Annotated in this window: 18 protein-coding genes; 9 read left to right on the forward strand and 9 right to left on the reverse strand. The window is 67.9% G+C overall.

Annotated elements, in window-relative coordinates; translation table 11 throughout:
* Positions 1 to 14 precede the first annotated feature (14 nt).
* On the reverse strand, positions 15 to 1,748 hold the full coding sequence (locus NL126_RS03110; protein WP_255197452.1) for a hydantoinase B/oxoprolinase family protein: 1,734 nt from the start codon (positions 1,746 to 1,748) through the stop codon (positions 15 to 17).
* A gap of 112 nt (positions 1,749 to 1,860) precedes the next feature.
* On the opposite strand from NL126_RS03110, the gene NL126_RS03115 reads away from it, so the two are divergent.
* The gene (locus NL126_RS03115) at positions 1,861 to 3,066 is read left to right on the forward strand and encodes an MFS transporter (RefSeq protein ID WP_255197453.1); all 1,206 of its coding nucleotides are present in this window, start codon (positions 1,861 to 1,863) and stop codon (positions 3,064 to 3,066) included.
* Between the two features lie 11 nt (positions 3,067 to 3,077).
* Here the strand turns inward: NL126_RS03115 and NL126_RS03120 are convergent, their stop codons facing one another.
* Positions 3,078 to 3,743, reverse strand: a complete 666-nt coding sequence (locus NL126_RS03120) for an MBL fold metallo-hydrolase (RefSeq protein WP_255197454.1) — start codon at positions 3,741 to 3,743, stop codon at positions 3,078 to 3,080.
* Positions 3,744 to 3,873: 130 nt separating this feature from the next.
* On the opposite strand from NL126_RS03120, the gene NL126_RS03125 reads away from it, so the two are divergent.
* On the forward strand, positions 3,874 to 4,641 hold the full coding sequence (locus NL126_RS03125) for an IclR family transcriptional regulator (RefSeq protein ID WP_255197455.1): 768 nt from the start codon (positions 3,874 to 3,876) through the stop codon (positions 4,639 to 4,641).
* Here NL126_RS03125 and NL126_RS03130 read toward each other — a convergent pair.
* Positions 4,634 to 6,037 (reverse strand): MmgE/PrpD family protein, encoded by a 1,404-nt coding sequence (locus tag NL126_RS03130; RefSeq protein ID WP_255197456.1) that lies wholly within the window; start codon positions 6,035 to 6,037, stop codon positions 4,634 to 4,636. The two genes, NL126_RS03125 and NL126_RS03130, sit on opposite strands and share 8 nt — an antisense overlap.
* Positions 6,038 to 6,397: 360 nt before the next feature.
* Positions 6,398 to 6,994, reverse strand: coding sequence for a carboxymuconolactone decarboxylase family protein (locus tag NL126_RS03135; RefSeq protein WP_255197457.1), 597 nt, complete (start codon positions 6,992 to 6,994; stop codon positions 6,398 to 6,400).
* Between the two features lie 97 nt (positions 6,995 to 7,091).
* Here NL126_RS03135 and NL126_RS03140 point away from each other — a divergent pair, with 97 nt between their 5' ends.
* The gene (locus NL126_RS03140) at positions 7,092 to 7,901 is read left to right on the forward strand and encodes an MBL fold metallo-hydrolase (protein WP_255197458.1); all 810 of its coding nucleotides are present in this window, start codon (positions 7,092 to 7,094) and stop codon (positions 7,899 to 7,901) included.
* Positions 7,902 to 7,903: 2 nt separating this feature from the next.
* Positions 7,904 to 8,662, forward strand: a complete 759-nt coding sequence (locus tag NL126_RS03145) for an MBL fold metallo-hydrolase (RefSeq protein ID WP_255197459.1) — start codon at positions 7,904 to 7,906, stop codon at positions 8,660 to 8,662.
* Between the two features lie 6 nt (positions 8,663 to 8,668).
* Here the strand turns inward: NL126_RS03145 and NL126_RS03150 are convergent, their stop codons facing one another.
* The gene (locus NL126_RS03150; protein ID WP_255197460.1) at positions 8,669 to 10,336 is read right to left on the reverse strand and encodes an aldehyde ferredoxin oxidoreductase family protein; all 1,668 of its coding nucleotides are present in this window, start codon (positions 10,334 to 10,336) and stop codon (positions 8,669 to 8,671) included.
* Positions 10,337 to 11,096: 760 nt separating this feature from the next.
* Here NL126_RS03150 and NL126_RS03155 point away from each other — a divergent pair.
* The 3 genes from NL126_RS03155 to NL126_RS03165 are packed head-to-tail and all read left to right on the forward strand — an operon-like array spanning position 11,097 to position 13,541.
* Entirely contained in the window at positions 11,097 to 12,200 is a 1,104-nt protein-coding gene (locus NL126_RS03155; RefSeq protein WP_255197461.1) for a copper amine oxidase, read from the forward strand.
* A gap of 54 nt (positions 12,201 to 12,254) precedes the next feature.
* Positions 12,255 to 13,100 carry a universal stress protein gene (locus NL126_RS03160; RefSeq protein WP_255197462.1) on the forward strand — a complete coding sequence of 282 codons (846 nt, stop codon included), beginning with the start codon at positions 12,255 to 12,257 and terminating at the stop codon, positions 13,098 to 13,100.
* 51 nt (positions 13,101 to 13,151) lie between these two features.
* Positions 13,152 to 13,541 (forward strand): rhodanese-like domain-containing protein, encoded by a 390-nt coding sequence (locus NL126_RS03165; RefSeq protein WP_255197463.1) that lies wholly within the window; start codon positions 13,152 to 13,154, stop codon positions 13,539 to 13,541.
* Here the strand turns inward: NL126_RS03165 and NL126_RS03170 are convergent.
* The 4 genes from NL126_RS03170 to NL126_RS03185 form a co-directional block, all read right to left on the reverse strand.
* Positions 13,528 to 14,964, reverse strand: coding sequence for a cytochrome P450 (locus tag NL126_RS03170; RefSeq protein ID WP_255197464.1), 1,437 nt, complete (start codon positions 14,962 to 14,964; stop codon positions 13,528 to 13,530). The two genes, NL126_RS03165 and NL126_RS03170, sit on opposite strands and share 14 nt — an antisense overlap.
* Positions 14,965 to 15,029: 65 nt before the next feature.
* Positions 15,030 to 15,752, reverse strand: coding sequence for an astacin family metallopeptidase (locus NL126_RS03175; RefSeq protein WP_255197465.1), 723 nt, complete (start codon positions 15,750 to 15,752; stop codon positions 15,030 to 15,032).
* Positions 15,753 to 16,150: 398 nt separating this feature from the next.
* Positions 16,151 to 19,447, reverse strand: coding sequence for a tetratricopeptide repeat protein (locus NL126_RS03180; protein ID WP_255197466.1), 3,297 nt, complete (start codon positions 19,445 to 19,447; stop codon positions 16,151 to 16,153).
* A gap of 820 nt (positions 19,448 to 20,267) precedes the next feature.
* Positions 20,268 to 20,471, reverse strand: coding sequence for a XapX domain-containing protein (locus NL126_RS03185; RefSeq protein WP_255197467.1), 204 nt, complete (start codon positions 20,469 to 20,471; stop codon positions 20,268 to 20,270).
* Positions 20,472 to 20,759: 288 nt separating this feature from the next.
* Here NL126_RS03185 and NL126_RS03190 point away from each other — a divergent pair, with 288 nt between their 5' ends.
* Complete coding sequence (locus NL126_RS03190; RefSeq protein WP_255197468.1) at positions 20,760 to 21,683, forward strand: CoA transferase subunit A; 924 nt, start codon at positions 20,760 to 20,762, stop codon at positions 21,681 to 21,683.
* Positions 21,680 to 22,447: a CoA-transferase subunit beta gene (locus tag NL126_RS03195; RefSeq protein ID WP_255197469.1), complete on the forward strand. Its 768-nt coding sequence runs from the start codon at positions 21,680 to 21,682 to the stop codon at positions 22,445 to 22,447. Before NL126_RS03190 ends, NL126_RS03195 begins: the two co-directional genes overlap by 4 nt.
* Positions 22,448 to 22,610 lie beyond the last annotated feature (163 nt).

Raw genomic sequence — 22,610 nt, forward strand, 5'->3', positions numbered from 1 at the left:
GGGCGCGGCTGCACTCACTCGGCATCGCGGAGCTCCTCCGTGGTCGCCCAGTCCACTTCGGGTGGGTCGCCCCGAACGGCCACACCGTACGTCTCGCGGGCCGATTCGCGGGAGATGTAGCCGTCGAGCACGTCGTCGAGGACGCGCTCGGGCGGTCGGTCGTGGGGGTCGCCGTAGCCGCCACCGCCCGCCGGCTGCAGTTCGAACGCCGAGCCGGCGTCGAGCGTCGTCGAGCACTTCGACGGGAGCTCGTGCTGAGCACCCTCGGGCGTGTGGTGGACGTGTCGGGCGCTCGCGCCCTCGCGGCCACCGGCCACCCCGTAGGGGCCGGTCTTCGCGCGGTCGCTGGTGACGATGAGCTCCACGTCGTCGGCGAACCGGGTCGTCAGCCGGGTGGCGTTGCCGCCGCGGAACCGCCCGCAGCCGCCCGTGTCGGGCACGATGGAGAACTCGTCGATGGTGACGTAGTCGTACCGCTCCTCGAACCGTTCGACCGGCTCGATGCCGGTGTTGCCGACGCCCGAGCGGATGCCGTTGATGCCGTCGCGGACGGCACAGGCACCCGCCCCACCCATCCCACGGGTCCGGTTCGCGACCTTCGAGGCGAGCGAGCGATAGGTGAGCCCGTTCGTGCTCCCCTCGCCCGCGCCGAACACGAGGGCTTCGTCGATGGTCCCGATGGCACGAACCACGGTGTCGAACACCCGATTCGCGGTCTCGTGGTTCCCGGCGACCACGGGCGCGGGGTGTTCGGGGTTCACGAGCGACCGCTCGGGCGCCGAGATGGAGACGGGGCGGAACTCCCCGGACGTGCGGAGGATGCCCGGGTTCAGCGTACACTTGATGGCGTAGTGGGTCGCCGCGAGCGTCACCGACGGCGGAGCGTTGATGCCACCGCTCACCTGTCCGTCGGTGCCCGCGAAGTCGACTTCGATGTCCGACCCGCGGACCCGGACCGTCGCGTGGATGCGGAGCAGTTCGTCTGTCATGCCGTCGCCGTCGAGGAAGTCCTCGGCCTCGTAGTCGCCGTCGGGCAGCGCCTCGATGCACGAGCGCATCCGCTTCTCGTCGTTCTCGAGGAGCCGGTCGACCGTCCCGCGGACCGTCTCGGCGCCGTACTTCTCGGCGACCTCCTGGAGTCGGCGGCGACCCTGGCGGACGCCCGCGAGCTGGGCGTTGAAGTCGCCGACCCGCTCGTCGCTGTCGCGGACGTTCGCGAAGATGACGCGGTAGAGCGCGTCGTTGCGCTCGCCCGCCTCGTACAGTTTGGCGGGGGGAACGCGAATCCCCTCTTTCAGGATCTCGCCGGTGTCGATGGCGTAGCTCGTGGGCGAGGAGCCGCCGACGTCGAGCCAGTGACCGCGGACGGCCGAGAAGCCGAGCAGCGTGTCGTCGAAGAACACCGGCTCCGCGACGACGAAGTCCGGGAGGTGGTTGTTGCCCGAGTACGGGTCGTTCTGGATGAGGATGTCCCCCGCCTCGAGGGCGTCGTACCCCCCGGTCTGCTCGACGATCTGCCCGACCGACGTGACCATCGTCGCCACGTGGATGGGGATGGCGCGCTGTGACTGGCCGGCGACCTCGGCTCGCGGGCTCAACAGCGCGGCCGACAGATCGCCGGCCTCCTGCCACATCGACGAGTACGCCGAGTTCATCACTCGCGCCTGCATCTCCTCGCTGATGTTCACCAACTGGTTGCGGATTACCTCGACGGTCGTCGGGGTGAGGTCCGCTGCTCTCGAACTCATGTAGGTTCTCTACGAGTCACAACGGAACGAGAGACATAAAGATATGCCTGTAGCTCACACACGCTGGCGGCCCGGACGGTAGCTTTATTCGGTCCCGCCGCACCTCGACACCGTGAACGCGTCCGAACAGCGTGCCGACGCTCCGACGCCCGAGCGCGAGCGACTGTTCACTGGGTACCAGGGACGGCTCTCGCTCTCGCTTGCGGTCGGGTGGCTGGCGCTGCAGCTCGGTCGCCAGACGATTCCGCCGCTGCTCCCCCGCATCTCCGCGGACCTCTCGCTGTCGCCGCTCGCCGTCGGGACGGCGCTGACGCTGATGTGGGCGGCGTACGCGATGGTCCACTACCCCAGCGGGCGGCTCGCCGACGCGCTCTCGCGGAAGACGGTGGTCGTGGCGGCGCTCGTCGTGTCCGCTGCCGGGTTCGCCGCCCTCTCGCTCTCGACGTCGTATCTCACGCTCGCCGCCGGGATGGTGCTCGCGGGCGTCGGTTCGGGGCTCTACTTCGTCGCCGCCCGTGCGCTGCTGTCGGATACGTTCACCAGCCGCCGCTCGCAGGCGTTCGGCCTCCACTCCGGGGCGGGCAACATCGGCTCGACGCTGGCCGCCGGCGTCACGCTACTCGTGGTGACGGTCGCCGTCTGGCAGGTGGCGTTCCTCCCCGTCGTCCTCCTGCTGCTGGCCGTCGTCGTCGTCCTGCACGTCGTGTTGCGCGAGCCGTACGTCGTGAACCGCGTCGACTTCCAGCTGCGAGCGACCGGGACCCGCCTCCGCGCGAACACGGAGGCTGCGCAGGTAGCACTCGTCTTCGGCCTCTTCTCGTTCGTCGTCCAGGGGATGCTCAACTTCCTCCCCTCGTTTCTGCAGGTCGAGCGCGGCTTCTCCGAGGGGCTCGCGAGCGGCGGGTTCGCGGCGATGTTCGTCGTCGCCATCGTGGTGATGCCGCTGGCCGGCCGGTTCGGCGACCGAATCGCTCGCGTCCCCGTCGCCGCCGGTGCGCTCACCGTCGCAGTCGTGGGGTTCCTCGCCATCGTCCTGGCGCCGACGCCGTCGCTCATCGTGGCGAGCATCCTGCTGTTCTCGGTCGGCATCTGGGCGTTCCCGCCGGTCATGCAGGTTCACCTGATGGGCCAGTTCCCGGCCGCGAACATGGAGGGCGACTTCGGGGCGATGCGGACGCTCTACATCGCGTTCGGGAGCCTCGGCCCGACGTACGTGGGGTTCCTCGCCGAGCAGCTGAGTTACACGGCCGCGTTTGCGGGACTCATCCTCGTGCTCGCCGTCGCCGCCGCACTCACCGCGCGACTCGCACGGCGCTGAAACCGGGCGGGTCAGAGTATCTCGGCCCGGTAGCCCCGTTCCTCGACGTCAGCGACGAACGCCTCGACGTCCGTCTCGATGGCCTCGAACGTGTCGTAGTGGACCGGGAGGACGAGGTCGGGGTCGACGCTCTCGGTGAACCGTGCGGCCTCGCGCCGCCCCATCGTGTAGTGGCCGCCGATGGGCGGGATGAACACGTCGGCTCGCACGTCCGCGAGTTCGTCGAGGAAGTCGGTGTCGCTCGGGTAGTAGACGGTCGTCTCGCCGATGGTGAGGACGACACCCATCACCTCGCCCTGCTGGTGGAACGGCGTCCCATCGTCGCCGACGTGCTCGCCGTCGGGGTCGTTGTACGCCGGGACCGCAGTGATCTCGATGTCGTCGACGGTGACCGAGTCGCCGACGGCAAGCGGCGTCGTGGCGAGCCCGAGGTCGGCGGTGTCGATGCCCGCGAACGTGACGACCGCCGTCTCGTCGTCCGCGAGCGCCGTGATGGCCTCCGGGTCGTAGTGGTCGTAGTCGTCGTGCGTCGAGACGATGAGCGTCGCGGTCGGCTCCTCGCCCGTCAGCATCTCCGACCACGGGTCGATGTAGACGTGTCGCCCGTCCGGTGTCTCGATGTGCATGCTGGCGTGGCCGAGCAGGTCGATGACGAGGTCGTCGTAGGTGACTGCCATGGACGAACGAGGGCGAGGAGCGGCATAAATCCGTGCGGTACACACGGTTTCGCTCCCCGACTGGGCTCGGCCGCCGGAATCGACCCGAACCGGAGCGGACACTTATATCTGAGTATGTACAGTAGCGAGTATGTCGTCTGGAACAGTGAAGAGTACCGGCACCGCGTTCGCCGTCGTCGAGGCGCTGGTAGCGCTCGACGGTGCGGGGGTGTCGGAGCTCGCCGGGCATCTGGGCATCGCCAAGAGCACCGCCCACCGCCATCTGACCACGCTCGAACAGAGCGGCTACCTCGTCAGAGAGGGCAACGTGTACAACATCGGCCTGAAGTTCCTCCAGCTGGGCGAGTACTCGCGGCACACCCGGCCCGGCTACACGCTCACGAAGCGTATCGTCGACGAGATCGCCAGGGAGACCGAAGAGCGGTCGGTGTTCATCGTCGAAGAGCACGGACAGGCGGTGTATCTCTACCGGGGCATCGGGCCGCATGCGGTCACGACCGACTCGACGGTCGGGACGCGGCGTCCCATCCACACGGTCGCCGGCGGGAAAGCCATCCTCGCACAGCTCCCCCGCGAGCGCGTCGACGCGATCATCGACGAGTGGGGGCTGGAAGCCCGGACCGACGCGACCATCACGACCCGCGACTCGCTGTACGAGGAACTGGACGCCATCCGCGAGCGGGGGGTCGCGTACAATCGCGGTGAGACCATCGAGGGGCTCAACGCCGTCGCCGTCCCAGTGATGAGCGCGCCGGGCGAGGTCGTGGGGGCGTTGAGCGTCTCGGGCCCAGCCAACCGACTGCAGGGCGAGTGGCTCGAAGCGGAGATTCCCGACCTCCTGTTGGGACTGGTGAACGAACTCGAACTCAACCTCACGCACAGCGACCGATTCAACTGAGCAGGTCGGTGACTCCCTCGACGTCGTCGGCCGTCGCGATCTCCCGGGTCGCCGCCGTGAGCCGGTCGAGCGCGTCGTCGTCGAGTTGGCGGCCCGCGAGCGTCCGGAACTTCGCGTCGAGTTCCGCGGTCGTCAACATGTTCTCCGGGTCGCCCTTGCACGTCTCCAGCTCGGCCGTCACCGCCGTTCCGTCCGTCCGCGTGACGGTGACGCGCGCACCCCACCGGTCGGGGAACGCCGCTTCGAGGTCGGGAGCGTGTTCGACAGCCACGCGCTCGGCCAGCGACAGCACGCGGTCGTCCGTCAGGAAGGGCTCGCGGTACTGCTCGAAGAACGCCTGCCCCTCGACGAGTGCGACGGCGACGCTGTACGGGAGACTGAACTGCGCGTCGGTCGGCGTCCGGGGCGCGAGTTTGGCCTCCCACGGCTCCGCGACGAGTCCGAACGCGGCGTCGACCACGCCGACGGTGATGCCGTCGACCTCGGTCGGGTCGAGGTCGTGCTCGTCGCGGAGCGACAGCACCGCGTCGATGGGCGTCTGGTTGTACCGACAGCAGGCGTGGGGCTTGACGCCGGTTCGGGCGATCTCGAACTCGTGGCCGTCGTCGAGGTCGACGAACAGGCGGTCGAGGTCGGCCTCGTCGGAGTAGCCCTGCAGGAAGCCGTTCTCCCCCTCGAGGATGGTCCGGGGACCCGTGTAGCCGCGCGCGGCCAGCTCCGCGGCCGTCACCCCCGACCGGGCGGCGGCACCCGGCTGGATGCGCTTCGAGAGCGTCCCGTCAGCGAGATACTCCAGGTTGCCGGCCGCGAAGCTCCCGGCGAGGCCGACCGCGTTGACCGTCGCCGAGCGGTCGAGTCCCTTCAGCCGGGCGGCTGCCAGCGCTGCCCCGAACACACCACAGACGCCCGTCGGGTGGAAGCCACGGTCGTACAGCGCGGCCGGGTCGGCCGCCCGCCCGACACGGATCATGAGTTCGTAACCGGCGACGACGGCGCTCAGGAACTCGTGGCCGGTCGCGCCTTCGGCCTCCGCGACGGCCAGTGCCGCGGGGAAGATCACCGCGCCAGGATGCGCCGACGAACCGCTGTGCGTGTCGTCGAGTTCGATACCGTGGCCGACCGTCCCGTTCGCGAACGCCGCGACGGCGGGCGGCCCCCCCTCGGAGACCCCGACGATGCTCGCGGCACCGCCGCCGTACGAGCGGGCGTAGTCACGGACGATGCGACTCGACTCGACGCTGTCCGCGCTCCCGAGGACGACGCCGACGAAATCGGTGAACAGGGAGACCGCGTGCGTGCGTTCGGCCGGCGGCACGTCGTGCCAGTCGAGCGCGTAACACGCGTCGACGAGCCGCTCGGTGGGCGTCGCGTCGCCAGCGGTTGCTTCGGTCGCCATACACGACCGTACCCAGACGAGAGCATGAAGATTTGGGTCGGACGGCGTATCCGGGACAGCTATTCTGCATCGCGGAACGGTCGATGCGAACCCATTACAGGAGTACTACTGTAATGCTATGGCCGAGCGGCGGGCAACCGGCGGACGCATCTACCAGAGTAAAACCAGCACACCCATGTGTGTTGGTACCATAGCCCACCCGCTCCCGAGTGGTGCGCGACTGATTCGGCTGGGTGAGGACCCGTGCGACCGCGTTCCGCATCGTCGAACGAGAATCACGGTGGTGTCCCCGTCGTCACAGTGCGGAGACGGGGTCGTGTCGGCGGTCGGGACGCGTGATGGACGGCCAGCCGTGCTGAATCAGAACCCCGGGAGGTCCCACCCGACGAACGGGTCCTCGAGGTCGACGTCCAGTGCGTCGAGCGTGTAGCCGAGGAACACGTAGAACCCGAGGAGCGTGCTCAGCGCCATGAGCGCCGCATCGTCGTACCGTTCCGCCATTCGACCGTGGAGTTCGTCGTCGATGTCCCGGCGAACGAACCGGCTTGCGTACTCCAGCAGCAACGCCTCCTCGGGGTCGAACGCGTCGAACTCGCCCGCGGAGATGGCCCGGAGCTCCTCGACGGTCACGCCCTCGTCGAGCGCCACCGGGACGTGGTGTTGCCACTCGTACTCGCTTCCCATCTCGCGTGCGCCGGCCATCAGCGCCAACTCCCGCTGGCGGGGGTCGATGTCGAACGTCTCCCACATCAGGGAGAGGTGTTCGCGGTGCGACTCCAGGAACACCGGGAAGTGGCCGAACAGCCGGTAGATGTTCCGGGAGCCCCCCGCGACGTTCGTCTCCTGGACGTTCTCGTACGCCTCGACGTCGGGCAGCGAGATCTCGAGGTGGGTGTCGAACTGCTCGCGGTACGCCTCGGGGACCGACTCGCGGTCGACGTAGCTGATACGCGCCATGACCGCGATACGGTGCTGCCTCGCGTAGGTCTATCGGTCGCTCCCCACGGGCGTACAGATTCAAGTAGTGGTGGCGACAAGGGAAGTCGAGAACCAGATGGCACGACGCATCGGTCCCGAGATATACCAGATACAGCAGTGTATCGACAAGCCCGTCATGGACGAGGAGTTCCACAACCGTGACGAACTGCCGACGTGGTACGACCCCGACCGCTCGATACACGTCTGTAACAACGCGTATCTGGTGAACGGCGAACGGACGCTGCTGTACGATACGGTGTCGCCGGGCGCGCGCGACCTCCTGCTCGCGGAACTCGACGACCTCGTGGGGGCCGACGGCCTCGACTACGTCGTTCCCTCACACCCGGAGGCACCCCACGCAGGCAACACGAACGCCATCCTCCGTGAGTATCCCGACGCCGAACTCCTCTCGTCGGCGTACGGCCGCGGCGAGGAGCTCTACTACCTCGACCGCGGCCGCAAGGTCGAGGTAGGCGACACCGTCGACCTCGGTGGCCTCGTCGTCGAGTTCGTCGAGGCGGCGTTCCCCGATACGGCGTTCCACATCTGGATGAAAGAGCGTGAATCGGGCGCGCTGTTCACCGCCGACTGGATGGGATCGCTGCACATGGACGGCGAGTGCCTGAAGTTCAACGACGAACTCGACGTTCCCGTGACCGCAGAGCGCATCATCGAGATGCAGGCGCGCGCGCTGCGGTGGCTCCAGTACTGTGACCCCGAGGCCGTCTACCGGGCCATCGACGAACTCATCGAGGACCACGACCCGCAGATCCTCGCGCCCGCCCACGGCGTCGTCATCCGGGAAGACGCCGTCGCGCACCTGGAGCTGTCGAAGACCGTCGTGGAGATGATAACGACCGGTGGGCGGCTCGCGGAGTTGAAATGACCATGTCCGAGCCACCAGCCGTCGAACTCCCTGACGACGTCTACTGGGTCGACCAGTGTTACGCGATGGCCGACCGCCATCACCACATCTCGCCGTACCTCATCGACGCGCCCGAGGGGTACGTGCTCGTGGAGACGGGGGCCATCCAACACCAGGCCGCGCTCCGCGACCGCATCGGCGAGGTGGTCGGCGAGGCAGGCGTCGCGGCGGCCGTCTTCAGCCACTACGACCTCCCGCACGTCGCCAACGCCCGCGCCTTCCGCGAGGTCTGGGACTTCGACCTCTACACCTCCTTTAGCGGGACTTCCGCCTCGCCCGAGGCGCTGGGGATGGGGCCGTCGACGGGCGTCATGCACGACGAGACCCGCGACATCTGTGGCCGGACGCTCTCGTTCCCGTGGCCCCCGCTCGTCGACGCCGCCCACTCGATGTGGGTGTACGACCACGGCTCGAAGACGATGTTCGTCGCGGACATGGGCCACTACCACTGGCCGGGCGACTGCCGGGCGGTGTGTCGGACCGTCGAGGACCTCCCGAGCGTCGACGACATCCGAGCGTACAACGAGGACGCCCTGCCGTTCGTGAAGTACCTCGACCCGGAGAAGATGCGCGGCGCGTTCGAGGAACTGGTCGAGACGTACGACGTGGCGGTGTGGGCGCCGGTCCACGGCACCCCCATCGTCGGCGCGTCGACCATCGACGCCTATCTCGACCGCGCGGTCGACGCCATCGCCGAGACGGCCGCCGCGAACGCGCCCTGATCCGCCTCAGTCGGCCGTGCTACCTGTGGCGTCGGGGACCGTCCCGTCCTGGTTCCAGCCCCGCACGTCGTAGTAGGCGTCGAGTGCCGCCTCGAAGCCGGGGAGGTCGTACGGGAGCCGGTCGTCGCTCCGGTCGAACCCCCGTTCGTTGTTGAACCGGCGCTCCAGTTCGACGACGCGGCCCCCCACGGCGAGCAGCGAGTCGAAGTCGGCGTCGAACAGCCGCTCGAACCGCTCGTCGGTCATGATGCTGCGGGAGAATCGACAGAGTACGCCACAGTCCTCCAGCGCCCGCTTGTTCTCCTGCTCGACCAGCTTCGCGGGCTTGCCCTCCAGCCCCTCCGGCGGGAACGCGAAGTCGCCGTCGACGAGCGGGTACTCGTAGGCGTAGAAGGTCGAGTACATGTGGTCGGCACCGCGGTTCGACGTCGCGAAGCCGAGCCCCTGCCCGTTGAGTTTCCGCCCGTCGTGCGCGGAGAACTCCATGCCTTTCACCGACCAGTCCTCAACGCCGAGCTCCTCGTGTGCGCGGTGGACGCCCTCGGCGAGCAGGTCGCCGACGCCCTCACGATGCGCGATCTTTTCGATGAGCTCGTGGACGAGGTCGCTGTTGCCGAACTCGCCTTCGGCCGCGAGATACGCCGAGACGACGTCGCCACAGGAGATGGTGTCCATCCCGAGGTCGTCACACAGCTTGTTCGACTTCATGACCGACACCACGTCGTCGATCATCGGGTTCGAGCCGAACGCCATCACCGTCTCGTACTCCGGCCCCTCCGTCTCCAGTCCCGAGTCCTCGTCACGGGTCGGGAGCTTGCACGCGAACGCGCACTGCGAGCAGGTCCCCTTCTTGTACTTCTTCCGGGCGACCGCGTCGCCGTTGATGCCCTCGGCACCGTCGAACTGCAGGCGCTCGAAGTACTTCGTGGGGAGCGCACCGAGTTCGTTCGCGAGGTCGGTGACGCTCGTCGTCCCCTGCTCTTTCATGATGCTGTCGGAGGTGGCCGCGTCACGGTGAACCTCGGCCTGGACCGCGTCGATCTCGATTTCGGGGCGGGAGTTCCCCGCGAAGGAGACGCACTTGACGTTCTTCGCCCCGAGGACCGCCCCGAGTCCGCCCCGCCCGAACGCGCGCGTCTCGCTCGTCATGAGCGCGGCGAACCGGACGCGGTTCTCGCCGGCGGGGCCGACGACGACGAGCTGGTCCATCCCGATGTCGTGGCGCTCGGCCATCGCAGTATCGACCTCGGGGACGGTCGCGCCCGCGAGGTCGGGCACGGGCTCGACCTCCACGCCGTCGTCGCGGACGTGGACGGCGACGAGGTCGTCGCTCGCGCCGGCGAGTTCGATGGCGCTGTAGCCGGTGTCCGCGAGGTGGCGGGAGACGAAGCCGCCGGCGTTCGACGACAACAGGCCGTTCGTCAGCGGCGAGAGCCCGGTGACGCTCGTTCGCCCGGTGAAACTCATCTGGGAGGTCTGGAGCGGCCCCGTCGCGAACACGAGGCGGTTCTCGGGCCCGAGGGGGTCCGCGTCGAACGGGATACGGTCGTGTGCCAGTTTCGTGCCGACGCCCCGGCCGCCGACGAACGATTCGAGCACGCCGTCGATCTCCGCCTCGGACGCAGTCCGTGTCCCGAGGTCGACGGACAGGAGCGGCCCTTTCGAATGAAGCATGCCATGAACAATCGTACCACAGCTATTAAGCACAACGATAGAACCGGTGCGCACAGGCCGACGAGCGCACCGAAACGTATATGGCGTGGTATAGTCTACCATGCGTTGCTGAGGGTCGTGTCAAATAGGGCGTCCATGGTGGCACCTGGAACCGACCTATCCGGCAGTACGACTGCTCTCAGCGTCTGGCATCCACTGACATTCCACCCGTGCCACCGGTGCGGGTCCGGGGCGGGAGCCCCGACCGAGACGGCCCCCCGTCTCGTTTTTCAATCGCTCCTAGAGGATACTCCGTGGAAGATCTGTATGAGTTATTAAGACGAGTATCGTAGTAGCCCATCAGAACGTAATTATCGACGGTTTCGAGCCGTATGGGGCCATATCATTGCTCCCAGCCCAGTGGTTCGGGGGCGACGCGACCAGGCACGGGTTTTCCTTCAAGACTTGACATTATTTCCCAAATATGGCGTTGTATATGTAGATATACACCATTTAGGAGTTTAAACAGGAAGAAAACAAATTAATAATCTAATACAGATCCACTACTGTTTGTGTTGAAGTCGGGATAATACTCTGGTAGTCAAATCCACGTGTAATCGGTTTTCTACCTAAGATACGCCGTTTCTGGCACCTACCGAATGGCTGTTGGATGGACCGAATTTCAAGGTTACTAGTAAAGATTAATACGATAGTTGGCTCGTCTGGGTCCACACGAGTCACGCCGACGAGATTATACACGGCGGGCCGCCATGATCACGAGATGCGCCGTCGACGGTTCCTCGCGACCGCCCTGCTCGCCGGGAGCGTCGCCGGCTGTACGACCACTGCACCCGACCGGACGCCGACACCACGCCCGTCGCCCGACGGCGCCAGGACCCCGACGACGACGGCGGCGCCGTCGACGCCGCCAGCGGACACGACCGGTCTCCCTCGGCTCGATGGGCTCGATGGCTCGACGGCGCCGGACCCCGACATCGAGGGCGCGTTCGACCGCGAGTTCCGCCAGCCGTTCGGCGGCCGCGAGACCGTGTTCACGCTCTCGGTCCCCGAGGCGCTGTACGATTACTACAGCCGGCGCACCCGGACGGGCGCGTACGGGAGCTACGTCTCCGACACCTACGACGACGAGTACGTGCGGTCGCTCGCCGACGCGCTCCGCGAGTACGGGAACCGCGAGGGGCTCTCCGCTCGTGAAGTGGTCAACCACGCGATGGTGTTCGTCCAGCACCTCACGTACACCGCCGCCGCGGTCGGCACCGGCTTCGACGAGTACCCGAAGTACCCGGTCGAGACGCTCGTCGACCGCGGCGGCGACTGCGAGGACACGAGCGTCCTGCTGGCAGCCATCCTCGAAGCCCTCGGCTACGACACGGTCCTGCTCGCGCTGTTCGACGCGAACCACATGGCGCTCGGCGTCGCGGGCGACGCGTTCTCCGGCTACGGCTACACGTTCGAGAACCAGCGCTATTACTACGTCGAGACCACCGCACCGGGGTGGCGGGTCGGCGAGGTTCCACCCGACATCGAGGGCGTCCGCGCGACGTTCCAGCCCGTCGACCGCAACCCCGTGCTCGTGGTGGCGTGGGAGCTCCGCGTCGGCGGCGGCGAGGTGCGCTTCGAGAGCCTGCTCCGGAACGTCGGCGACGCACCGGCCGACCGCGCCTCCGTCCAGCTCGACCTCGAAACCGAATCGGGCGTCGTCGCCCGCGGGCGGACCGACCCCGTGACCGTCACGAGGAGCACGGACGAACGCCAGCGGCTGACGCTCCGCCGGCCGGACGCGGGACCCGTTCGCGCCCGGGTTGCCATCGGCCTCGACGGCATCCTCCACGACGGACAACGCAGCGACTGGCGGGCGCCCTGAGTAGTCTTGTTTAATCTGCGCAATAGTAATGGCGATACGTCCCGTAGCTCGCGTATGCGAGCCGTCTTCGCCACCGACCTGTCCGACGCGAACGAGGCCGCCGTCCGGTCGCGCGCCTGCCTCGAGTGTCTCGGCCGGTACGGCATCGAGGAGGTCCACCTCGTCACCGTCACCAGCCCGAACGTCTACGCCGGAATCCCGGGCAAGAGCCTCGGCGAGTGGGGCGAGAACGCGCTCGACGCACAGCGACGCATCTTCGAGGACGCGGGGTTCCGCGTCGAGACCCACGCCGTCCGGGGGACGCCACACCGCCGTATCAACGGGCTCGCCGACCGCATCCACGCGGACCTCGTCGTCGTCGGCTCCCGTGGCGAGAGCCCGCTCGAACGCCGCCTCATCGGGAGCACGGCGCGGAACATGGCCCGGACGAGCACCCGGCCGCTGCTCGTCACCAGAATCACCGGCGGTGACGACCACGATGTCGCTCACGAACACCTGTTCGAACGCGTGCTGTACGCGACGGACTTCTCCGAGAACGCCGAGCGAGCGTTCGACCAGTTCGCCCACCTCCAGCATGCGACGACGGAGGCACTCCTGCTCCACGTCCTGGGGCCCGAACAGCGGCAGCGCGACGAGGGGCGTGCCGACGCCGAGGGGCGGCTCGCAGCACTCGCGGACGACCTCGAGGGCCGCGGCATCGACGTGGAGACGCGCGTCGTCGAGGGTGAACCCGTCCAGGAGATACTGGCGGCAGAGCAGTCGTTCCGCCCCTCGACCGTCCTGCTGGGTGCTCGCGGGCTGAGCCCGATGCGTCGGCTCCTCCTCGGGAGCGTCTCCGAGCGGGTGACTGCCCGCGCGAACTGTAACGTCCTGCTCGTCCCGCCGTCGCGGATGCGCTGACCCCCACCACAAACACCACTGTTTTGTCCACTCAGTGCAATCCTGTCGACGATGACACGCATCCAGCCCGCCGAACTGGCCGACCGTCTACAGACGGGCGCCGCACAGACGGACGCCGCCCCGTTCCTGCTCGACATCCGGCCACGCGAGGCGTATCGAGCGAACGCCATCGACGGGAGCGTGAACGTCCCCGTCTACGACGCGCTTCGGCAGGGCGACGAGACCGCACTCCGTGACCGCCTCGGCGAGATCCCCGACGACCGGGAGGTCGTGGTGGTCTGCAAGATGGGTGTCGTGGCGAAGCGGGCGACCCGACTCCTCGACGCCGAGGGGTACGACGCCGCGACGCTCCTGGGCGGGATGCACGGCTGGCGCGGCTACCAGAACGGATCGCTCTCCTACAAACTCAGGTCGCTCCTCTGGCGCGTCACCGCTCGGTGACGAGGAACTGCTGCCCCGGTTCCATCCGCGTCGTCATCTGTGGGGCGACCGGTGGCTCCCCCGACGGATCGTTCTCGCCGAGCCAGTAGAGGTCGTACTCGCGGCCGATGGTCGCGAGCGCGAGTTTCGCCTCCAGGAGCGCGAACTGTCGGCCGATACAGATGCGCGGCCCGCCGCCGAACGGCGCGTACGCGAAGTCGTGGAGCTCCTGTCGGAACGCCTTGGTCCACCGCTCCGGCTGGAAGGTCGTCGGGTCGTCGAAGAACCGCGGGTCACGCTGGACGACCCGAATCGGTAGCATCAGTCGCTCGCTTTCGGGGACGCGAAAGCCGCCGAACGCCACGTCCTCGGCCGTCTTCCGGGGAAGGGTGTAGACCGGGGGGAACAGTCGGAGCGTCTCGGTCAGCAGCGTGTCGGTGTACGGCAGGTCGTCGAGGTCGCTCATGGTGGGTGGGCCGTCGAGGGCGTCGACCTCCGCGTGGAACGTCTCTCGAACCTCGGGATGGTTCGCGAGCGCCCAGAACGCGAACGTGAGCGAGGTCGTCGTCGTGTCGTGGCCAGCGAAGATGATGGTCACCATCTGGTCGCGGAGCCGCTCGTCCGAGAGCATCCCCGAGTCCGTGACGCCCGCCTCCCGGAGCCCGACCAGCAGCGAGAGCAGGTCCGTCGCCTCGCTCGGGTCGGTGGGAGCGTCGCCCGCCGCCTCGTCGAGCAGGCGCTGGGCCTCCGACTGGAGCGTCGACTTCGCGGCGTCGAACCGGCGACGCGCGGGTGAGGGCATCCAGTTCGGCAGGAAGTACGACGTGGGCAGGAACCAGTCGTGGAGGTGTTCAGCCGCCTGGCGGATCGACTCGTCGCCGTCGAGTTCCAGTTCGCGGCCCAGGACGGTCGCGAACAGCACGTCGAGCGTCATGTCGGTGAGTTCGGCCTGGAGGTCGAACCGCTGGCCGTCCTGCCACCGCTCGCTGCGACGGCGGACCTGCTCGACCATCCCCTCGCCGTACCCGAGGACGCTGTCGCGGGTGAACAGCGGTTGGAGGACGTTCCGCTGCTGTTGCCACTCCTCGCCCTCGACGGTGAGTAGGCCTTCGCCGAACGCGATCTGGAAGTCGTCCGTCTTCTGGAAGCGGTCGCGCTCGGTGAGCAGGACGCGCTTGAAATAGTCGGGGTGTGCCACCCCGTAGAAGTCGCCCATCCCGGAGAGGTGGAACCGGGCGACGTCGCGGGTGGCGAACACCTCCTCGGCGAACGCCAGCGGGTCGCGCATCTGTTTCAGGACGTGGAGCTTCGGGTGCCCGAGGTGTGGCGGGTACGGGGCGAGCGGCAGGCTGGCGACGGACGCAGCCTCGCCCGTTGCCGACGCGTCGCTCGGTGCCGCTGGCGCCGTGCCCGGAGGCGTCGGGCCGTCGGAGTCTGAGCTCATTGGTTCGTGGTATCGACCACCACACCGATAGGTCTCCCCCCTCGTATCCACGGCTGCAACGACCCCTACTGCGAGCGGGTTCGCACGCTGCCGGCGAGCCGTCGGGTCGCTGCCTCGCTGAACTCCATGAAGAAGCCGTCGTAGTCCACGTCCGGCGCACCCACGCCCATCAGCGTCACGTAGCGGTCGCCGCGGGGCGTTCGCAGGCCCTCGTGGTCGGCGTGGGTGAGGCCGACGGCGTGGCCGACCTCGTGGCACGCGACCGCGAGCGTCTGCGCGAAGGGGGTGTTGCGCCGGGCGGCCGACCACGGTCCGCCCTCGTAGTAGATGAGGTCCTCGGCCTCGACGACGGCGTAGCCCGCGCCGCCGTAGCCGTCCCACTCGCCGTCGCGCGTGGTCGTCAACAGGAGCGCCGCGTCGTCCTCGCCGAGCGCGTCCGTCTCGCGCCACGTCTGCCAGTTCGTCCGGTGGCTGTCGGCTTCGACGAACGCGACGGGCTCGTGGACCAGGCGAGCCCGGAGCCACGGTGACGAGGCGCCGAGCTGGTTCGCCACCGCGACGGCGGGCCGCACGACCGAGGGGTAGCCGGTGTCGCGCGCCGTCCGGGCGAGCGCCTCGGTGACGTAGATGGCGACGGTCCGGCGACTCCCGGGGGCGACGGCGACCGCCGCGGCCGACCCATCGCTCTGGGGCGGAGTGTCCGGGGTCTGGGACTCGCCGAGCCCGTCGAGGAAAACGGTGGCCGATAGCGCAGCGCCGACGGCCGAGAGGTAGGTGCGGCGGTCCATCACGGTCCCTCCAGCGGGAACTGTCGGGGCGTCTCGAACCGGTGGCTCGGCGACGGCCACCAGTCGGGCGACTGGGGGAGCACACACGAGCGTCACCGAGCGCGCGCATTGTTACACGCCGGATAGCACCCTCCCACACGCCTCGGGCCGCCGTCCAGTCGATGGCACAGCAAGCGGCCGCCGTCGACCGGTACGACCCGACTACAGCCGAGGTACCGGGCGCCTGTCACCGACCGCAGCGGCCGCTCAGGACACGGACAGCGGGGACAGGTGCAGCCCCGTCCCACCCCACGAGCGCAGCGGCAGCGGCAACGGTGGACGAGCCACCGTCGCAGCCGAGCATCGGGTCTCGGGACGGATTACCCCACGGGTTGACGGGGGGTGTCACCGGCTGAGGCTCAGTCCGACGCGAGCTGGTCGCCCCACGACGCGATGGCCTCGTGGTACGGTTCGTCGGCGTCGTTCGCCAGCCGCTCGACGCGCTCGAGCCACGCTCGGGCGTCGGCCGTTCGTCCCCGCTCTACACAGCGCTCCACGAGTTCGAGCCCGGTCGCGGCCGCCCGGTCGGTCGCCCCGAGGTCGATGAACGCCTCGAACGCCGCCTCGTATCGGTCGCACGCGCGGTCGAGGTCGCCACGGGCGGCGGCCACGTCACCGAGCCGCTGGTCGACGATGGCTCGGGTCCGCGGCGAGTCGTCGACGGTCGCCCGCTCGCGGTGGTGACGCTCGGCCGCGTCGAACGCGCCGCGAGCCGCCTCGACCCGACCCAGCCCGCCGAGTGCGGCGCCGTGGACGACGGCCGCCTCGATGTCCCGGGCGAGCGCCAGCGACTCCTCGAAACACGACACTGCGGTGTCGTACTCACCGGTCTCGACCGCGAGGTCGCCGAGGTTGACGAGCGTCGTCGCCACGCCACGAGTGTTGTTCGCCTCCCGCTGGAGTTCGAGTGCCTGCCGGTAGTAGCCCTCCGCGCGCTCGTGCGCCCCGCGGTCGACGGCGACCGTCCCGAGCGCGTTGAGCGTCGCCGCCTCCTCCGAGGGGGGCGCACCCAGTTCCCGGTCGAGCGCCAGCGACTCCTCGAGCCGCGCTTCGGCTTCGGCGTACGCCCCCCGCTTCCGGTGGAGCCGCCCGAGGTAGTAGACGGCCGCCGACAGCTCGGGAGAGGCGCCGAGCGCCTCGCCGACGCGCTCGGCCTCGGTGAGGGCGCGTTCGGCCGCCGCGTAGTCGTCGGCGTGGAGTTCGACCATCCCGAGCGAGCTGAGCAGGCGCGTCTCGCCGCGCCGATCGCCGGCCTCGCGGGCAGCGACCAGCCCGGCGTCGAGGTGTTCGCGAGCCGTCTCGGGGTCACCGCGGTCGTCGGCCACGTCCGCCAGTCGACGGCGTGCCCGGACGGTGAACCGAGCAGCCGTCTCGGGGTCGTCGAGCGCCTCGGCCGCATCGAGCAGGCCCTCGGCCTCGGCCGCGGCACGGTCGAGGTCGCCGCGCTTGTACCAGCCGAACAGCCGGGCCGCCCGCGCTTCCAGGCGAGTCTCGAGGGCACAGGCGTCCGGAAGCGAGATGGCCGAGCGGTCGGTCGTCCCGAACAGCGGGACGAGCGCGGTCGACCGCCGGACGACGCCGAACAGCTCCACGATCGTAGCGTCGACATCGGTCTCGAACCGGTCGAACCCCGCCAGCTCGCGACCGAGCCACGACTCGATGCGGTCGCGAACCGTCGGGTCGTCTGCGGGCGTGAGCAGCGCCGACACCGCGCGGGCGAACGCGTCGACGGTCACGCGGTCGCCGTCGTCGAGCGCGGCGACGAGGAACCGAACGGCCCAGTGAGGGTGCTGGGTGCGGAACGCCTCGTCACCCTCGAACAGCAGGACGCCGCGGAGGTCGTCGATGGCCGCGTCGACCCGGCGCTGTGCGAGCGCCCGGTCGGTGGCGTCGGCGTTGGGGCCGGCGTGTGCCACGGCGACGGTGTGGAGCGCCGCCGGCGTGACCGTCTGTTTCGACGCGGTGAGCAGCGCCGCGAGTAGGCCGACTTCGAGCGCGACCGTGTCGTCGGTCGGCCCCTCGGGGGCGACCGCCGCATAGGCGCGCCGAGCATCGGCTTCGAGCCCCGTCGCCACGCTCGTGTCCGTCGACCACGGCTCCGGGGTCGTGTACGCCGCCAGCAGGTAGCCGAGCAGGTAGCAGTCGCCGGGGCCGTCGCCGTCGCGGATGGTGGCGAACAGCTCGTCGCCGTCGCGGGGAACCGGCCGCCCGGTCGCCGCTTCGAACGCGGCGACGGCGTCGTGACACTCCGCCCGCGTCAGCTCGCCAAGCCGGTAGTGCTCGAGCGAGCGGAGCAGGTCCGCGCTGCGGGCCTCCGTGGGCGTGGGCGGCCACGCGCTCGCCCGCGACTCGACGAGGACGCTCACCGCGCTGTCGTACCGAGTTCGCTCGAGAAGCTCGGCGAGTCCGTCGACGGTCGCCTCGTCGTCACCGTCCTCGACGACGACGAGGGCGTGGCCGTCGGCCCCGTCGAGCGCCGAAGCCAGCACGTCCGGGCGGTCGAACGTCGTGTCGACGGGCGTCGCGCGGTGGAAGACGGGGCCGCGCTCCGCAGCGACCCACCGGGCCGCCACCTGCCGGCAGAGCGTGCTCTTGCCCGACCCCGGCGGCCCGACGACGACCGTGTTCTCGCCGGCCGCGAGCGCGGCGACGAGGTGCGCGGCGGCGCTCTCTGTCCCCTCTCCGGGGTGGTGGCGCTCGAACGGGTGGCCGTAGTAGACGTCCACGAGGTCGAAGCCGACCCGCCAGCCGGTCGCCGGGTCGTTCGGCGGCCGTCGAGCGATGGAGGTGGCGTCCACACGCTCGACGCCGATGTCGGTGAGGCCCGGCGGACCGCGACGCTCGTGGCGGCCGAGCAGCGTCTCGTCGAGGTCGTCGACCGAGGCCGCGACCGCGTCGGTCACGTCGGTCGCCCTCGCTCGGCAGTCCGCGAGCGTCGCCTCGGCCCACTCGACTGCGGCTGCCGTGGTGGCCGTGAGCAGCCCCGTCGCGTCGTCGGCCACGGGAGCGACCGACACCGTCGCCCCCTCGCCTCGTGCGAGGAACAGCGCGTACGGCGGCGGCTCCTCGATGCGGTAGATGGAGACGCCCGCTGCAGTCGCGAGATCGGCCGCAAGGCGAGGGAACTCGGTTTCGAGATGCTCCAGCACACGGGGCGCGACGAGCAGGTCGGCAGTCATGCCCTCTCGCACCCGGGCGTGACAGAGCCGGAGCTGTCGTGAATCGTCGAGCCGGGGGAGCAGGGCGACGTAGTCGGTGGCCGTGCGCAGCGGTTCGACCCGCGCCTCGAACGCCGCGGCCGGCGTCTCGAACGTCTCCATCCGACTCTCGCGGACGACCTCCTGAGGAAGCGTACAGTCCGGCGGAAGCGAGCCGAGGAACCCGGCGCCGTCGAGCACCGTCTCCGCGTTCGCGACGAACGTGTGGTAGCTCTCGGCGGCGAGCCGCCCCGCGAGCGTCGTCCGGAAGCCACCGTCGACGCGCTCGACGAACCCCGCGGCCTCCAGCCGGCGAACCGCGCGGTCGACGGTCGACCGCGAGTGGTCCAGTCGCTCGACGAGCGCCGGCTTGTGGAGTGGGGCGTCCGCGAGCGTGTCGAGGAAGTCGACGCGCTTGGCGACGAGGTCGAGCCCGTCGCCGGTGTCCGCCCAGTTCATGCCCGAGACGTACACGTCGGTCCCCCTAAGCGTTCGGTCGGGGAGGAGATGGCAGCGATCGTGTGCACTCTATCTGTATATCGATTGCTAACATGACATAAATAATATTAGAAACTCTAATATTCAGATAGTGAACTATTTTCGAGATCCGCCGTCCCTGGAGTGACTCTGCATTGCCGTCACCGACCGGTCCATTTTTCGACCGGATTCCGCACCTGTTGCACCGAAGAGTGAGGAGGCTCTCGAACCCGCGCAATATGACGATTGGCAGTGGTTTCAGGCCCTCACAGGCGCGATCACGCTCACGGCGTCACGAGGGCGACAGTTTAGAGCGAACGGTAGCTCTCAAGGTACGATCTCCGGATATCGAACGCAAGTACCTCCCGAACAACGTCGGGAAGTGTCCTTGCGGTGGGGGGTCGAGGTGCAGTAATCCTTCGGATTTTTCGGCCTCGGCCAGCGATGTGGGCTATACTGGGTGGCAGAGGACAATCTGTGGGATGGGTGGCACGACTCCTGAGCGAGTCGCTCACGAATGCGTCCCGTTTCGCAACGAAGCCAACCATCGTGCCCCGCTTCCAATCGCCCAGGCACTGCAGTAGCCTTCTTGACCAGTAAAGGGTAGCCCGATAGAAGGAACCTGTCGTTTAGCACTAAATCGAGTACGATCAATGCTCAGAATTTCTATATATCTTTCGTACTGAGTAGTACTTACTAAACGGTTCGACAAGCGGCGAGAGGCGGATGAGACGACTGCTGCTGCACCGTTTGGATCGTGATCAGCACTGTCACACGTTCTCTGCCGATGAGGAAGATGCCATCACAGTGGCTCTACACTCGAGAGTACCACGGCAACATCGACGTGGACACCCGCCCACTCGACGTCTCGATAGCCGAGGTAAATGCCAATGATTCCGAGGATGCCGGAGGGGTTAGGCGGTGCCGGAATTGGAACCTCGATGACGCTGAAGCAGCCGCCCGCGAGAACCCCCGTCAGCAGGGCCAGACCGAGTTGAACGTTCATAGCTGGTAGCAGCCATCCACCATAGAAAATTCATCGAGCTTCGACACCGGTCGGTTTCGGCCGAGAAGTACCGGGGGGAGAGATGGGGCGCTGTTCGAATCCTCCACTACAGAGTACGTGATTCAGCGACCCACGTATCGCTCTGGCAAACCTTGTTTCGGGCAGCCGTTCGCGGCGCTCAAATCCGGATAGCTTTATGTGATTGCGGTAGATTGATTGGTCGAAGCAATGCTACCTACGTCGATTACGGACGTCCGCCAATCCTCTGCCGATCGGGACACCCGATTGGTGGAGAAAACAGGCCGTCTGGAGGATGCGACCGACCTCGTCGATGACGGCGACGTCATATACGTCGGTGGGACGTTCTACTCACGGACACCGATGGCGCTTCTGTGGGAACTGGTCCGATCCGACGTCTCGGAAACGACCGTACTCCGTAACCTCGCCAGCTACGAGTGGAGTTATCTCCTCGAATCGGACACGACCGACACGATGGTGACGTCCTGGCTCGGTTCTGCCGTGCCACCGATCATCCCCCGCGTCATGCGGACGGCAATCGAGGACGGGGACCTGGAACTCCAGGAGTGGAGCCACTACGGCTACTGCCTCCGCCTGATGGCCGCCGCCATGGGACTTCCATACCTGCCGACCCGGACGATGCTCGGGTCGGACCTCATCGAGGTCACCGACACGGTCGTCAAGGAGTGCCCGTTCACCGGGTCCGATCTCGCGCTCATCCCGGCTGCAGTCCCCGACGTCGCGTTCATTCACGCACAGCGGGCCGACCGGTACGGCAACGTTCAGCTTACGGGGATGCCACAGATCGATTACTACGGAGCCCTGGCGGCCGACACGACGATTGTCACCTGCGAAGAGATCGTCTCCGAAGACGACATCCGGTCGGGCGACACCGACATCCCGTACTTCTGTGTCGACAAGGTAATCTCGGTTCCCTTCGGGGCTTTCCCTCACGAGTGCCCGGGATACTACGAACAGTCGCTCGACCACTTCGAGGAGTACAGCCGCGCCCTCGCCGAAGACGGACTCGACGGCATCGAGGACTACCTGCAGCGGTACTTCTACGAGCCAGACAGCTTCGAGGCGTATCTCGACGAGTTCGACACCCAGGAGATCCTTTCCTGTATCATCAGTATGCAGAACGTGCCGAAAGACGACGAAGCGACGGAACACCTCCGGGAGGCGTGGCGATGAGCGACGAGAACCCCACCGGGTACTCCGACGAGGACCAGATGGTCGTGACCGCGTCACACCTCATCGAGGACTACGGGACGACGTTCGTCGGCATCGGGCTTCCCATGCGAGCGGCCCTTCTGGCACAGCGGCTGCACAATCCGGAGTTGGTCATGGTCTTCGAGGGCGGGTCGATTGGCCCCGAGATCTCGACGGAGTACTTCCCGTCGTCGACGAACTCGATGCGCGTCTCGCGGCAGGCACTGATGCTCCCGTCGATTACGGACACGTTCGCCTTCACCCAGCGGGGGTACATGGACGGCGCCATGGTCGGCTGTGCACAGATCGACAAACACGGCAACATCAACACGTCCGTGATCGGTGACTTCGACGCTCCGAAGGTTCGCCTGACCGGCGGCGGCGGCGCCGGCGATCTGACGGCACTGGCCGAGGAACTAACCGTCGTGACGAAACACGAGAAACAGCGGTTCGTCGAGGAAGTCGACTTCATCACCTCGCCCGGCTACCTGGACGGCGGCTCGGCACGCGAAGAGGCTGGGCTCCCGTCCGTCGAGCGCATCCGCGTCGTCACTGACCTCGGGCTGCTCGGGTTCGACCCAGAGACGAAGGAGATGCGGATCGAAGGCGTCCACAGCCACTCGTCGGTCGAAGAGATCAAGGAGAACACCGGCTTCGACATCGACGTGGTCGACGACGTCGAGTCCATCGACCCGCCGAGTGACGAAGAGCGCACGTTCCTCGATCGGATCGAGAGCGCCCGGTAACAAGACAGCCGTCGACGCGTTTACTCTCGTTTTCGCCCTCCGCTCAGCCGTCGATTCGTGAGCCCGTCTCCGAGACGATCACGCTAGAGTCGAGCACACCGCTGGGGCGTACTCACGAGATAGTGGGCGCTCGTCGGGCAGACCGAGAAACGCTCGCGGGCAA

Source organism: Halorarius litoreus, from assembly GCF_024362405.1.
In the GTDB taxonomy this organism is placed as follows: domain Archaea; phylum Halobacteriota; class Halobacteria; order Halobacteriales; family Haloarculaceae; genus Halorarius; species Halorarius litoreus.